The sequence below is a fragment of the Pseudomonas sp. GW822-FHT05A08 genome (assembly GCF_058800485.1).
This window is the reverse complement of record NZ_CM179511.1, coordinates 3,669,799-3,682,732: the sequence shown is the minus strand read 5'-3', so window position 1 is coordinate 3,682,732 and position 12,934 is coordinate 3,669,799. Positions and strand designations below refer to the sequence as shown.

Genomic DNA, 12,934 nt, shown 5'->3' with positions numbered 1-12,934 from the left:
ACCCTTGCGAATAGCGTTAGACGTTATCGATAGATGCGCCAGGCTATCCAGCCACTCACATTCAAACTATGCTTTTCGAACATCTTAATGACTGTTCTCTATGTGCGGACCAAATGAAAATTGATGATATCGACGCCTTTGTCGAAGTGATTCGCTGCCAGTCCATCAGCCATGCCGCCGAGACCTTGCAACTGACGCAACCGGCTATCACCCGGCGGGTGCAGAACTTCGAGCAGGCCTTGGGCGTGGAGCTGTTCGACCGCAACACCAAGCCGCTCAAGCCCACCCTGATCGGTACCCGGGTGTACGAGCAGTGCCGGCTGATCCTGCGGGAAATGGATGCCCTGCGCGAACTGGTGGCCACCGATGCGCCGCCCACCGGGCTGTTGCGCCTGGGCGTGCCGCAGACCATCGGCGATGTGGTGCTGCTCGATGCCCTCAAGCACCTGCGGGTCGAATACCCCGAACTGCGCGCCCAGGTGGCCACGGGCTGGGGCAGCCAACTGGTGGGCAAGATCGAGCGTGGCGAACTGGACGCGGCGGCCGCGCTGTTCCCGGCCGGCAAGATCTTCCCGGACAACATCATCGGTGAGTCGATCGGCAAGATGGAGCTGGTGGTGGTCTGCGCCAAGGCGCAATTGCCCAAGCGCCCGTGCAAGCTCGCCGACATCTACCAGAACGGCTGGATTCTCAATCCGGACGGCTGCGGCTTCCGTGCCGGGCTGCAACGCACCCTGTCGGACCAGGGCCTGGCCCTGCGGGTCAACCTGGAAACCTTCGGCACCGAGTTGCAACTGGGCCTGGTGGCCGATGGCCTGGGGCTCGGCCTGGTGCCGCGGCCGTTGCTGGAGCGCAGCGCCCACCGCGAACAACTGGCGGTGATGCCGCTCAAGGACTTCAAGCCGGTGATGGATCTGTGGCTGATCTACCCGCATTTTCTCGGCAACCTGCAAGGGCCGGTGGATGCCTTTGGCAAGCTGGTCGCGGGCTCGCTGCAGAAGATCAAGAGCGCCGCGTGAGCGGGGTAAAGAGGGAGGGGAGAGGGATGGCTTAAAATAAAAAATAATGATAATTAGCTTAGATTAAAATGTGCTTTTTATTATTTTTTGCCTTCCCCTAGGCTTGCTGGAGTTCCTTAAAGGCCATCCAGGAAGTTTTGCCATGAGCAGCGTCAGCCCGTTATCCAGCGTCTCGAAAAATGTTCGCCAGCGTGTCAGCCCCGAAGAATGGGAGGTGCGCGTGAAGCTCGCCGCGGCCTACCGGCTGGCGGCCTTGTACAAGTGGACCGATCACATCTACACGCACTTTTCCGCGCGGGTGCCGGGGCCCGACGAGCATTTCCTGATCAACGCCTTCGGCTTGCTGTTCGACGAAATCAGCGCTTCCAACCTGGTCAAGGTCGACATCGACGGCACCATCGTCGACGACCCCACGGGCCTGGGCATCAACTACGCCGGTTATGTGATCCACAGCGCGATCCACGGCGCCCGTTCCGACCTGCACGCGGTCCTGCACACTCACACTCGCGACGGCATCGCCGTGTCCGCCCAGCGCGACGGCCTGCTGCCGATCTCCCAGCACGCCATCGGCTTTTCCGGGCGCGTGGCCTACCACGGCTACGAAGGCATCGCCCTCGATCTCGACGAGCGCGAACGGCTGGTGGCGGACCTGGGGGACAAGAGCGTGCTGATCCTGCGTAACCACGGGCTGCTCACCGCGGGCATCAGCGTCGAGCATGCGTTCCAGCAACTGCATTACCTGGAGCGCGCCTGCAATATCCAGATCGCTGCCCAGGCCAGCGGCAATGCCGAACTGATCTTCCCGCCGGCCGAGGTGGTGGCCAAGGTCGAGAAGCAGGCCGAAGCCTTCAAGAGTGGTGATGGGCCGGGTGTCGCCCGGCATTGGAATGCATTGATCCGGCAGTTGGAGCGTAGCGATACGGGCTACAAGGAGTGATGGTACGGACATGCCAGCGCGCTTACGCACTGTAGCCGCTGGCGTAGCCTGCGATCGGCTTGGGCGGCATTGCGACGCAGCAGCCGTGAATCCACAACACGCGGTCTGCCTGACAAACCGCAGTCTCCGGTTTTGCGTCTGCTGCGCAGCCGATCGCAGGCTGCGCCAGCGGCTACAAGGCGTCCATCCTGCAAGGCGTGATGCTTTGTAGCCGCTGCCGAGCGAAGCGAGGCTGCGAACGACCGCGCAGCGGTCGCCAGGCCAGGCGCCGCCAAGGGGCAGTAATAGCGCGTCGGCAGGTTGGCGGGGCTGTGCCCCGATCGCGGCCTGCGGCAGCGGCTACAGGGCGATCAGGGCTCCATGCGTCGGGGTTCCAGCTCAGGCGACTTTTTCCGCGGCCAGCCGCTCACGCTCGGCCACCCGTTTGCGGGTCAGCGGGATCAGGCGCTGGCCATAGTCGATGGCATCCTCGAGCGGGTCGAAACCGCGGATCAGGAAGGTGGTGATGCCCAGGTCGTAGTAGTCGAGCAGGGCTTCGGCCACTTGCTCCGGGGTGCCAACCAGGGACGTCGAGTTGCCCTGGGCGCCGAGCAGCCCGGCGATGCCGGTCCACAGCCGCTTGTCCAGGCGCGAGCCCTGGGCCGCTGCCGCCAGCAGGCGGCGCGAACCTTCATTGGGTGGTTCGCGGCGGACAAAACCGGTCTGCTCGGCGAGAGCCGTGGCCTGCTGCAGGATGCGTTCGGCACGGGCCCAGGCCTGCTCCTCGGTGTCCGCCAGGATCGGCCGCAACGACAGGCTGAACCTGATGCTGCGGCCATGCTTGGCGGCCTCGGCGCGCACCTGGGCCACCACTTCGCGCACCTGCTCGTAGGTTTCGCCCCACAGCGCATAGACGTCCGCATGTTTGCCGGCCACCGCGATGGCCGCCGCCGAGGAGCCGCCGAAGTACAGCGGGATGTGCGGCTGTTGCGGCGACCGCACCGCCGAATACGCGCCCTCGACCTGGTAATACTGGCCTTGATAGTCGAAGGGCTGGTCGCGGGTCCATTCCTGGCGCAGCACGTCCAGGTATTCGTCGGTGCGGGCGTAGCGCTGGTCCTTGTCGATGTAGCTGCCGTCGGCGCGCAGTTCGCGGTCGTCGCCACCGGCGATGATGTGCACCGCGGTGCGCCCGCCATTGAATACATCCAGGGTGGTGAACTGGCGCGCGGCCAGGGTCGGCGCGGCGAAACCCGGGCGATGGGCGATCAGGAACTTGAGCTTTTTCGTCACGCTGGCGGCGTGCGCGGCAATCAGGGTGCTGTCCGGGCTGTTGGAGTGGAACGCCACCAGGGCGCGGTCGAAGCCGGCGTCTTCATGGGCGCGGGCGACTGTCTCCACGTAGTCGGGTTGCAGCACGGGGCCGCTGCGTGGGTGGATTTCCGAGGCGTGGTGGCCGCCGATAAAACCGATGAATTCGATACTCATGGTGGATTCCCTGTTTTCTTCCAATAGTTTTCCAATAGGCGTAATTCAGCCTCCACCGGGCAAGGGGTCGGTCCGTGGTGTCGAAAGTAGGCGCAGCGGGGCAGGGTGTGAAATGCCGTTTTGTTCTAAGTTAATTATTAAATTAATTGATTATTTAAATGCTGATTAATCAGTAATGTGCATTTTATAGCGCCGTGCCCGCGCACTCCGCAAAGGGCGTTGGCCGAGCCGCCTTACTATGCAAATAATTTATCTGGTTAATTTTCTATCTGATTTTTAATCATATTAGGTTATTCCCAAAAAGAATTTCACTGAGATTTTTTATGCGAATAGCATGAATTCGAAGCTGAAACATGGCGCCTCCGGCCATGTGCTTGATGAGGAAGCAAGCCTGATGAGCGACAAGACTTTCGAGACACCGGGCGCCAGCAGCTCGTTTTCCGTCGACAAGGCCGTTCGCCGGGGTGGCGCGGGGCAGGGTGGGGCGCAGTGGATTCCGCGGTGGCTGCGCAACTGGCGCACCCCCGAGGCGCTGCTGCGCCTGATCAGCCCGATCATGCTGCTGTTGCTGTGGGAGCTGGCCTCGCGCTGGGGGCTGATTCCCCAGCGGGTGATCGCCGCGCCGTCGCAGATCGGCGGCACGCTCTGGGCCATGATCGCCTCCGGTGAATTGGGCAAGCATCTGCTGGTGTCGCTGCAACGGGCGCTGGTGGGCTTGAGCTTCGGCGTCAGCATCGGGGTGGTCGCGGCGCTGACCAGCGGCCTGTCGAAACGCGGCGAGGTGGTGCTGGATTCGCCGATGCAGATGCTGCGCACCATTCCTTCACTGGCCCTGGTGCCGCTGTTCATTCTCTGGTTCGGCATCGGCGAGTTCACCAAGATCGCCCTGATCGTCACCGGCACCACCTTCCCGGTGTACCTGAACCTGTTCGCCGGTATCCGCAACATCGACCCCAAGCTGATCGAGGCCGCCAACACCCTGGGCCTGAGCCGGCGCGAGCTGATCTGGCACGTGATCCTGCCGGGCGCCTTGCCCTCGTTTTTCGTCGGCCTGCGTTATTCCCTGGGGATTTCCTGGCTGGCCCTGGTGTTCGTCGAGCAGATCAACACCACCGCTGGCATCGGTTATCTGGCCAGTGATGCGCGGGACTTCATGCGCACCGACGTGATCGTCATCTGCCTGCTGATCTACAGCGTCCTCGGCCTGCTGATCGACGGCCTGATCCGCACCCTGGAACGTTTCGCCCTGGCCTGGCGCCCAACTTTCGTGAGGAATTGATATGTCGAGCATCGATCTTGTGGACGCGACCAAAGCCGCCCATCCGGTACAACTGCGCAATGTGGTGCGCCAGTTCGGCGAGCAACGGGTCATCGACGGCCTGGACCTGGACATCGCCCCGGGGGAATTCGTCGCGCTGCTGGGCGCCAGCGGTTCGGGCAAGACCACCTTGCTGCGCAGCCTGGCCGGGCTCGACAGCATCGACAGCGGCCAGTTGCGGGTGCCCAAGGCGCGGGCGGCGGTGTTCCAGGAGCCGCGCCTGATGCCCTGGAAGCGTGCCTGGAAGAACGTGATCCTCGGCCTGCGCATTCCCAACGCCCGCGCCCGCGCGGTGCAGGCCCTGACCGAAGTCGGCCTGGCCCACCGCCTGGAAGCCTACCCGGCGACGCTTTCCGGCGGCGAAGCCCAGCGCGTGGCCCTGGCCCGCGGCCTGGTGCGCGAGCCCAAGCTGCTGTTGCTCGACGAACCCTTCGCCGCGCTGGATGCGCTGACCCGGATCCGCATGCACCGGCTGATCATCGACCTCTGGCGCAAGCACACGCCGGCGGTGCTGCTGGTGACCCACGACGTCGACGAAGCCATCCTCCTGGCCGATCGGGTCATCGTGCTGGCCAACGGCAAGATCGCCGAGCAACTGAGCATCGACCTGCCACGCGCGCGGGACACCGGCCAGGACGGTTTCCAGGAAATTCGCGCGCGTTTGCTGAGTCTGTTGGGGGTGGAAGCGGTGGAGCCCGCGCTGCAAGCAGCCGGCTCTGCACGCCAGTCTTCCAACAACAGCATTCGGCGGTTTGCCCATGGTTGAGCTTTTGATAAAGCAAGGTTCACGTTTTCGGAAAACCACGGCCCTGCTGCTGTCGGGGGCCATGTTGTTGCTTGGCGGTTGCGGTGAAAGCGGCAAGACAGAATCCACCTCCACGAAACACTCGGACTTGTCCGGCGTCACCCTGATCCTCGGCGACCAGGCCAAGGGCCTGCGCACGGTGGTGGAGGCGGCGAATGCCCTGGAGGGCATCGAGTACAAGGTGCAGTGGGCGAACTTCCAGGGCGCCGCACCGCTGTTCGAAGCCCTGCGCGCCGGTGCCGTCGACCTGGCGCCCGCCGGCGATACCCCGGTGCTGGCGGCGGCCACCGGTGGCGCGCCGTTGCGCATTGTCGCGGTACGCCGCGGCCAGGCTCGCGGCATCGCGATCCTGGTGCCGGCGGATTCGCCGATCCGCAGCGTCGCCGACCTCAAGGGGCGCAATGTGGTGGTGTCGTCGGCCCGCGGCAGCATTGCCCAATACCTGCTGATTCGCGCCCTGGCCAACGCCGGGGTCGACGAGAAGGACGTCAAGGTCGGCTTCGTGCTGCCGACCGACGCCTTGCCGGCCTTCAATGCCGGGCAAATCGAAGCCTGGGCCACCTTCGGCGTGTACCAGGCCTTCGCCGAGCAGCAGGGCGCGCGGGTGCTGATCAGCGGCGAGGGCATCAATACCGGGCTGAACTTCATCACCGCCTCGGACGAAGTGCTCAGCGACCCACTGAAGCGCCAGGCCCTGAGCGATGTCCTGCAACGTTTCGCCAAGGCCCTGGAGTGGGGCCGGCAGAACCCGGACGAATACGCGCGAGTGTTCGCCAGGGTCAACGACATCCCGCTGGAGGTGTCGCAGACCCTGCGCCGTTGGGGCGACGAGTCGCTGCTGCCGGTGGCGGCCCAGGACGTCCAGGCCTTGCAGGAAGTCGACGACCTGTTCGTGGCCAAGAAGATCTTTCCCCATCGGGTCGATGTCCGGACGCTGACCGATACCGGTGTGTTTTCCGCGCCTTAGGTGGCGGTTGGCGGAAAGGAGGGCGGAGCATGGTGTCACGCTATTGACGGATTCGCGGCGTGGCGCGCTTACAATCGCAGGCCGCTGAAACCTTCTAGACGACTTACGAGCATGTGCTGGAGCGCCAGGTCTGCCTGCTTTCCGCGATTGCCGTGGACAGCCAGCCGGCCCTCTGAGCCCGCGAGCCCTGTTGAACCCCTATTGACGAAATAAGGAGTGCGAAGATGAACATCGGTTTTCTCGGGCTGGGCGGCATGGGCGCTGCCATGGCCAGCACCCTGTTCAACGCCCCGGTGCACCGCAACTATGGCCCGCAGATCGCCGAGCAACGCTTTTCCCCGGCGGCCTTCCGTTTGGTCCTGGGCCTGAAGGGCGTCGGCCTGGCGCTGGAAGCCGGTCAAAGCCGCCATGTGCCGCTGCCGTTTGCCAGCGTGATGCGCGATTCCCTGCTGGAGGCGGTCGCTCGGGGCGATGGCGAGCTGGACTGGACGGCACTGGCGCGGATACCGCTGCGGCGCTCCGGGCAGGACTGACGCCTAACCGCGCAACGGCCGGCAGGCTTCTTCCAGGGCGGCGCGCAACGCCTGGCACAGGCGATCCGGCTCGCCGCCCTGGCGAAAGCCGCTGACTTGGCGTTGCAGTTCGACGAAGCACGGGCCCTCGGCAGTCCTTGCCAGGCTCACGCGCGGATCGGGCTGGACGTAGCGCGGATCGCCCGGCCCCAGGTACAACCCGTTGAGGTTCTGGTAGTCAGCGTCGATCCAGGCGTACAGGTGATGCTCGAAACCCTCGGCAAACCGATAACGGCCGAAGTCCATCACCTGCAATTGCAACGGCTCGATGCTGGCTGTTCCGGCCAGTTGCACATTGACCCCATCGATCAGCAGCGGCGCGCCCTGGTTATCCGCCAGCAAGCGCTGCAGCGTCTCGGCCACTTGGCCACTGACCCGCAGCGCTTCGCCGTCGCGCCGCACCCGCAGTTCGCCGTTCTCCCGGCCAACCTGAAAGCGCACCGCACCACAGCTGCTGGCGGTCAGGCCATAACGGCGCAGCAACAGTTCGGCCTGCATCAGGGCGCCGGCCAGTTCGGCGCCTTGCCAATAGCGTTGCCGCTGGCAGCGCGGGCGGGTGCAGGGCCGGCGCAACAGCAGCACCGCCGGTTCTGCCGGGCGCCCGTCGTGCCACAAGGCGTCGAAGCCCAGATCGATCAGGGCATAGGCCGGCAACGGCGTGATCGCGCCGCCGGCGTGGCTCATGGCGGCGAATACCAGATGCTCCATCAGCACTTCGTGCACCGCTTCGGCCAGGGTCAGCAAACCGTTGGAGTGGGGCAACACCGGGGCTTCGTCCGGCGGCACGCCGATGCCCTTGATGTCGAACAGCACCTGCGCGCTTTCCGGGGAGCACAGCACCGCGGCGCGGCCATAGCGAGGCGGGCGCCAGGCTGCCACCCGGCGGCCGTCGAGGGCGATAGGGGTGTTGATGCCCCGTGCCGCCGCCTGGCTGGTGGAGATAAAGGCGGCGTTGTGCAGCAGCCAGAGGTCGATCGCAGCCTGCTCGTCGGTGCCGTGTGGCGTCGCCCAGAGGCTGCCAAAGTCGGCGCGGATCGCCCCGTAGCTGGCGAACAGCACCCGGGCGCCGGCCACCCCCAGCAGCTGTTCTTCGGCCAGGGCCTGGCCGCTGCCGGCGTAGTCCGCCAGCTGCCTTACCCGTGGGCCGGCCGCGAAGGGCAGGTCCAGGTCATGGTTCGGTTCATCGAGCGAGTCGAAACGTTTCATCGGTGGCCTCTGGCCCAGGCGGCGAGGCGCCGTGGGTGGTCGAGAGCGGCGAGCGGGTCCAGCAGAATCCAGCTGTGGTGCAGGTCCAGGGTCGGTTCCGGCCCCTGGGCCACCTCGCCATGGCGCCCGAGCATGGGCAGGTCCCGCAGCGCGCCGCGGGCCGGGGCGCAAACCCCGAGGGCCTCGGCATGGGGGCTGTAGCGCAGCCGCTCGAACAGCGGCCGCTCGCGGATGCGGATCGGCACGAATTGCCAGCTCGGCGCCAGCGTGCCTTCGACGGCCCAGGGTTCCAGGCCGTAATCGCACAACCGCGCCAGCAGCTCCGGCACCTGTTGTCTGAGCCTGTGGGTGCGCGCCTGGACCGCAGCGACGGCGGTTATCAGCGCCGGCAAGGCTTGGATCGACAAGGGAGCGCTCGACGCCGGCCGTGCCCGCGAACGCTGGCCTGGCGACCAGACATCGATCTCGCCATCCACCGGGCTATCGCCAAACAGTGCGCCGCCACCGCCGATATCCAGGGGTTTGCCATGGCCCATGGAAGTGACCACCAGCGAAGCTCCGGGGCCGCTCAGATCCCAAGCGCCGGCGCTGTCTTCGATGATCGGCAAGCGCTCCCCCAGCAGGTGGCGCAAGGCGGGGATATCGCAGGGCAGGCCGTATTGATGGACCGCGATCACCGCGTCCAGGCCATTGATGTGGGGCGCCAGGGCGGCAGGACTGAGCAGCAGCTCGGCGGCGTTTTCGATAATCACCGGCACCGCGCCGGCATTGAGCACGGCCGCCACCACCTGATGGCAGGTAGCGGCCGGAACCGCGACCCGCCAACCCGCGGCGACGCCCAATTGACGCAGCGCCAGTTCCAACGCCGCCGTGCCGGAGCCCAGCAGGGCGCCGTGGCGACGCCCATAGAACTGCGCGAGCCAGGATGAGCACGGCAGCCGATCGACTTCCCGTGCCCGCCACTGGCCATCGGCGGGAAGCGCGATTACTTGCACTTGTCCATGGCGCAGGCAGTCAGGGCTTCGACCTTGCACTTGTCCATGGCGCAGGCAGTCAAGGCTTCGACCTTGCACTTGTCCATGGCGCAGGCGGTCAGGGCCTCGACCTTGCACTTGTCCATGGCGCAGGCAGTCAAGGCTTCGACCTTGCACTTGTCCATGGCACAGGCGGTCAGGGCCTCGGCCCGGGGGCCGCCGATGCGCCAGCTGGTGAACTTGCTTTCCGGCAGGGCGCCGCGCTTGACCACATCCAGATGCAGGGTGCGGGAATCGTGGTCGTTACATTCGAGGAGGATCTCGTCCTCGCCGATCGCGAAGTGATCGTGCAGCAGGCAGAGTCCGAAGCGATCCAGGTTGCCGTGGCGCTCCAGTAGCTCATGCAGGTCATTGATGAATTGCGCATCAGACGCCCCCAATGGCATGGCTTCGTCAAAGGAAGGATTGGTGTGTCCGTTCATGTGGTGTACTCCAATATGTTTGATTTAAACCGGTCATCTTCATCAACAGTGCGCGGTACGTTTCTGCCTCATGCACCTCCTTGTTCCGACGGAACCTTGCTTGCGGATCGCCAAAGGGAGTCGATGCTCAAGCGATCGATGGCCTGGCTGAAGTCCCCGGTGAAGGCCGGCGGGCTGATGCGGCGCACGTTGACCGCGGCCGAGATGAAGGCGAAATCGATGCTGCCGTAGAGCAGGCCAACGCCTTTGCGCGCCAGGCCCGGCAGAGCCTGACGTGAGTCGATACGGGCATGTTCGGCGTGAAGAGCCGAAGAAGCGGGCTTTTTCCTGTCCATGTGCAGCCCTCGCGAAAGGGAGGGTGATCCGTCCCTCACGAGTAAGTTAAAGCAGGAAAACAGCAGGTTGCCAGTAGCGTTTCCGACAGCCGGAACGGTGAGGGTGAAGCCCGATAGCCAATCGCAATTACCCCTGGCTTTTCATCGCCAAATGGAAGTATTGAGCCGCTTGCCATGGCCTAGTATGGCGGCTGTAGGGCGTTGTAAGGCGATTGGCGCACCGAGGTTAACCGGCCCGGTGCGCAGGCAGTCGGTTGTTCGGCCATCAGAAAAAGAACCGGTCGCGACACAGGTGTCCCGAAGGACAGAGGGACCGGTCTGCAGCACATGCAAGGAGCAGCGCATGACACCCGTGAAGCTGATGTTGAGCATTTTCCTTCCTTTGGTGCTGTTACAGGCCTGTAGCAGCGATACGAAAAACCCCTGCGGCGACAAGCCCGGCGAGCGACTCGACGAAGCCAAATGCGTCGGCCGCGATGCCGGCAGCCTCAGAGGCGCCGACGAGGACTATTTCGCCGACATGGACTACGGCGTGTCCAGGCAACCGCAACTGCTGGTCGAGCGACTGTCGCCCTTCATCCCCGGTATTACCGAACAGCAGGCGCTCCAGGCCTTCGCCCGCGGGCGCAACAACTGGATCGTCTGGACCGCCGGCAACGATGCGCTGTGGGACAAGCTCTCGCGCGACAGCGTCGGCAACCTGGACCTGCTCAAGACCGTCTCCAACCACCCGAGCCTGAAATACAACCGCGATAAACGCTGGCAAGTGCTGGGGGTGGTCAACGAACCCTGCTACGTCAAGGGCGAGGGGCCGCGTGACGATCGCTACGGCCTGTGGCTGGACAAGCGCGACCCGTCCTGCGCCGCCGACCCTTTCGAGGACGAAACCAAATACCCCGGGGTGAAGATCGGCGCCCGGGGCAAGAACCTGCCGGTGGGCTCCTATTACGGCTACGGCACCGGGATCGTCGGCCTGCGGCTGTTCCCCAACCCGGACTTCGACGAGCACGCGCAGAAGAAGTGGGACGCCAAGCGCTATTACGAAGACCCGGCCTATTACAACGACAACAAGCTGGTGAAACCTTACCGGGTCGGCATGTCCTGCGGCTTCTGCCATGTCGGGCCGAACCCGACCAACCCGCCGGCCGACCCTGAACATCCGGCCTGGTCCAACCTCAACTCCAACCCCGGCGCGCAGTACTTCTGGGTCGACCGGATCTTCATGTGGAACCAGGACCCGAGCAGCTTCCCGTACCAGTTGTTCCACACCTCGAAACCGGGAGCGCTGGACACCTCGTTCGTCTCCACCGACTACATCAACAACCCGCGCACCATGAACGCGGTCTACAACCTCAAGGCGCGCATCGAGCTGGCCTCGAACCTGGGCAAGGAAAAACTCGCCGGCGGCGGGCTGAACAACCGCCAGTTCAACGAGGTGCCCGGCGTGCCGCCGGACAGCCCGCTGGCGCAGTTCTACAAAAAACCCGACACGGTGTTCACCCCGCGGGTGCTCAAGGACGGCGCCGACTCGGTGGGCGCGCTCGGGGCCTTGAACCGGGTGTTCATCAATATCGGCCTGTACAGCGAGGAGTGGACCACCCACTTCCGGCCGCTGATCGGCGGCAAGCCGATCACCCCGTTCCGCATCGACGTGGCACGCAAGAACTCCTCCTACTGGAACGCCAACGAGGCGCAGACCCCGGACCTGGCGTTGTTCTTCCTGGCCTCGGCGACCCCGGACTACCTGAAGAACGCCCCCGGTGGCGCGGCACACCTGAGCGAACCGGCGGCGGTACTGGAGCGCGGCAAGGAAGTCTTCGCCGACACCTGCGCCCGTTGTCACTCCAGCAAACTGCCGGAAAAGGCCTGGACCTTCTTTCCCGACCATGGCTGCGTGAACGACGGTTACCTCAAGTGCTGGAACAATTACTGGACCTGGAGCAAGACGCCGGAGTTCAAGACGGCGATGCGCGCCATCGTCAAGGATGAGAAGTTCCTGACCGACAACTTCCTCTCCACCGAACTGCGGGTGCCGGTCACCCTGACCGAAACCAACGCCTGCAGCCCGCTGGCGACCAACGCCCTGGGCGGCAATATCTGGGACAACTTCTCCTCGGAGTCGTACAAGCAGTTGCCGGCGGTAGGCTCGGTGCTGGTGCAGAACCCGTACACCGGCGAGCCCTGGGAATACGCGATGCCGGCGGGCGGACGCGGTTATACGCGGCCGGCCTCGCTGGTCAGTGTGTGGTCCACCGCGCCGCTGCTGCTGAACAACCGCCTGGGGCAATTCCACTGGAAAGGTGGGGTGGAGGACCGCATGGCGTCCTTCGACAGCTCGATCGAGATGCTGCTGTGGCCGGAAAACCGCACCGGCGACTTCCAGGTCATGACCCGCTCCGGCAAGAGCCATAGGGGCACCGTCGACGTCACCAGTGAAACCAGCTACCTGCGGGTCAGCAGCGGCTATCTGCCAACCTTCCTGCAAAAACTCGAAGGCCTGTTCGGCCGCTGGCTGCCGTGGCTGTTCGGCGAGGACGGCATCCAGCTCGGGCCGATCCCGCAAGGTACGCCGGTGAGCCTGCTGTCCAACATCGACCTGGAGAAACGCGACCAGGTGCTGGACCTGCTGCTGAAGATCAAGCACGACCTCAAGCAACTGCCGCCTGGTGCCTCCGACGAGGAAGCCCGCAAGGTCTTCGCCGGCCTGGTCAAGCCGCTGCTGCAGGTGAGCAAGTGCCCGGACTTCGTGGTGGACAAGGGGCATTACTTCGGCACCAGCTTCCTCAAGGAGGAAGCGCCCCTGAGTGATGCAGACAAACGGGCCTTGATCGCCCTGCTGAAAACTTTCTAGG

At 64.6% G+C, this 12,934-nt stretch carries 12 protein-coding genes; 7 read left to right on the top strand and 5 right to left on the bottom strand.

Going from position 1 to position 12,934, the window contains the following annotated elements; all coding sequences use genetic code 11:
- Positions 1 to 113 precede the first annotated feature (113 nt).
- Complete coding sequence (locus AC3RCP_RS16470) at positions 114 to 1,019, top strand: LysR family transcriptional regulator (protein ID WP_009049085.1); 906 nt, start codon at positions 114 to 116, stop codon at positions 1,017 to 1,019.
- Positions 1,020 to 1,161: 142 nt separating this feature from the next.
- Complete coding sequence (locus AC3RCP_RS16465; protein ID WP_492570419.1) at positions 1,162 to 1,956, top strand: class II aldolase/adducin family protein; 795 nt, start codon at positions 1,162 to 1,164, stop codon at positions 1,954 to 1,956.
- A 378-nt stretch (positions 1,957 to 2,334) separates the two neighbouring features.
- On the opposite strand, the gene AC3RCP_RS16460 is transcribed toward AC3RCP_RS16465, so the two are convergent.
- Positions 2,335 to 3,423, bottom strand: coding sequence for an LLM class flavin-dependent oxidoreductase (locus AC3RCP_RS16460; protein ID WP_492570418.1), 1,089 nt, complete (start codon positions 3,421 to 3,423; stop codon positions 2,335 to 2,337).
- Between the two features lie 394 nt (positions 3,424 to 3,817).
- Between AC3RCP_RS16460 and AC3RCP_RS16455 the strand changes: the two genes are divergently transcribed.
- The 4 genes from AC3RCP_RS16455 to AC3RCP_RS16440 all read left to right on the top strand — a co-directional run bounded on the left by AC3RCP_RS16455 (position 3,818) and on the right by AC3RCP_RS16440 (position 7,046).
- Positions 3,818 to 4,702: an ABC transporter permease gene (locus AC3RCP_RS16455; RefSeq protein WP_492570417.1), complete on the top strand. Its 885-nt coding sequence runs from the start codon at positions 3,818 to 3,820 to the stop codon at positions 4,700 to 4,702.
- Between the two features lies 1 nt (position 4,703).
- On the top strand, positions 4,704 to 5,507 hold the full coding sequence (locus AC3RCP_RS16450) for an ABC transporter ATP-binding protein (RefSeq protein ID WP_101338018.1): 804 nt from the start codon (positions 4,704 to 4,706) through the stop codon (positions 5,505 to 5,507).
- A gap of 61 nt (positions 5,508 to 5,568) precedes the next feature.
- Entirely contained in the window at positions 5,569 to 6,513 is a 945-nt protein-coding gene (locus AC3RCP_RS16445) for an ABC transporter substrate-binding protein (RefSeq protein WP_492570480.1), read from the top strand.
- A 224-nt stretch (positions 6,514 to 6,737) separates the two neighbouring features.
- Positions 6,738 to 7,046, top strand: coding sequence for an NAD-binding protein (locus AC3RCP_RS16440; RefSeq protein ID WP_256593374.1), 309 nt, complete (start codon positions 6,738 to 6,740; stop codon positions 7,044 to 7,046).
- Between the two features lie 3 nt (positions 7,047 to 7,049).
- Here AC3RCP_RS16440 and AC3RCP_RS16435 read toward each other — a convergent pair whose 3' ends face one another.
- The 4 genes from AC3RCP_RS16435 to AC3RCP_RS16420 all read right to left on the bottom strand — a co-directional run bounded on the left by AC3RCP_RS16435 (position 7,050) and on the right by AC3RCP_RS16420 (position 10,082).
- Positions 7,050 to 8,291, bottom strand: coding sequence for a hypothetical protein (locus AC3RCP_RS16435; RefSeq protein WP_492570416.1), 1,242 nt, complete (start codon positions 8,289 to 8,291; stop codon positions 7,050 to 7,052).
- Positions 8,288 to 9,286, bottom strand: coding sequence for a DegT/DnrJ/EryC1/StrS family aminotransferase (locus tag AC3RCP_RS16430; RefSeq protein ID WP_492570415.1), 999 nt, complete (start codon positions 9,284 to 9,286; stop codon positions 8,288 to 8,290). Before AC3RCP_RS16430 ends, AC3RCP_RS16435 begins: the two co-directional genes overlap by 4 nt.
- Complete coding sequence (locus AC3RCP_RS16425; RefSeq protein WP_087090935.1) at positions 9,277 to 9,747, bottom strand: hypothetical protein; 471 nt, start codon at positions 9,745 to 9,747, stop codon at positions 9,277 to 9,279. Before AC3RCP_RS16425 ends, AC3RCP_RS16430 begins: the two co-directional genes overlap by 10 nt.
- A gap of 68 nt (positions 9,748 to 9,815) precedes the next feature.
- Positions 9,816 to 10,082, bottom strand: a complete 267-nt coding sequence (locus AC3RCP_RS16420) for a hypothetical protein (protein WP_101338014.1) — start codon at positions 10,080 to 10,082, stop codon at positions 9,816 to 9,818.
- Positions 10,083 to 10,425: 343 nt separating this feature from the next.
- Between AC3RCP_RS16420 and AC3RCP_RS16415 the strand changes: the two genes are divergently transcribed.
- Positions 10,426 to 12,933, top strand: coding sequence for a hypothetical protein (locus AC3RCP_RS16415; RefSeq protein ID WP_492570414.1), 2,508 nt, complete (start codon positions 10,426 to 10,428; stop codon positions 12,931 to 12,933).
- The last annotated feature ends 1 nt before the right edge of the window (position 12,934 follow it).

Excerpts from the sequence above, each read along its gene's own strand:
- AC3RCP_RS16470 (WP_009049085.1), top strand. The coding sequence starts at position 114 with ATGAAAATTGATGATATCGACGCCTTTGTCGAAGTGATTCGCTGCCAG.
- AC3RCP_RS16465 (WP_492570419.1), top strand. The coding sequence starts at position 1,162 with ATGAGCAGCGTCAGCCCGTTATCCAGCGTCTCGAAAAATGTTCGCCAG.
- AC3RCP_RS16460 (WP_492570418.1), bottom strand. The coding sequence starts at position 3,423 with ATGAGTATCGAATTCATCGGTTTTATCGGCGGCCACCACGCCTCGGAA.
- AC3RCP_RS16455 (WP_492570417.1), top strand. The coding sequence starts at position 3,818 with ATGAGCGACAAGACTTTCGAGACACCGGGCGCCAGCAGCTCGTTTTCC.
- AC3RCP_RS16450 (WP_101338018.1), top strand. The coding sequence starts at position 4,704 with ATGTCGAGCATCGATCTTGTGGACGCGACCAAAGCCGCCCATCCGGTA.
- AC3RCP_RS16445 (WP_492570480.1), top strand. The coding sequence starts at position 5,569 with ATGTTGTTGCTTGGCGGTTGCGGTGAAAGCGGCAAGACAGAATCCACC.
- AC3RCP_RS16440 (WP_256593374.1), top strand. The coding sequence starts at position 6,738 with ATGAACATCGGTTTTCTCGGGCTGGGCGGCATGGGCGCTGCCATGGCC.
- AC3RCP_RS16435 (WP_492570416.1), bottom strand. The coding sequence starts at position 8,291 with ATGAAACGTTTCGACTCGCTCGATGAACCGAACCATGACCTGGACCTG.
- AC3RCP_RS16425 (WP_087090935.1), bottom strand. The coding sequence starts at position 9,747 with ATGAACGGACACACCAATCCTTCCTTTGACGAAGCCATGCCATTGGGG.
- AC3RCP_RS16420 (WP_101338014.1), bottom strand. The coding sequence starts at position 10,082 with ATGGACAGGAAAAAGCCCGCTTCTTCGGCTCTTCACGCCGAACATGCC.
- AC3RCP_RS16415 (WP_492570414.1), top strand. The coding sequence starts at position 10,426 with ATGACACCCGTGAAGCTGATGTTGAGCATTTTCCTTCCTTTGGTGCTG.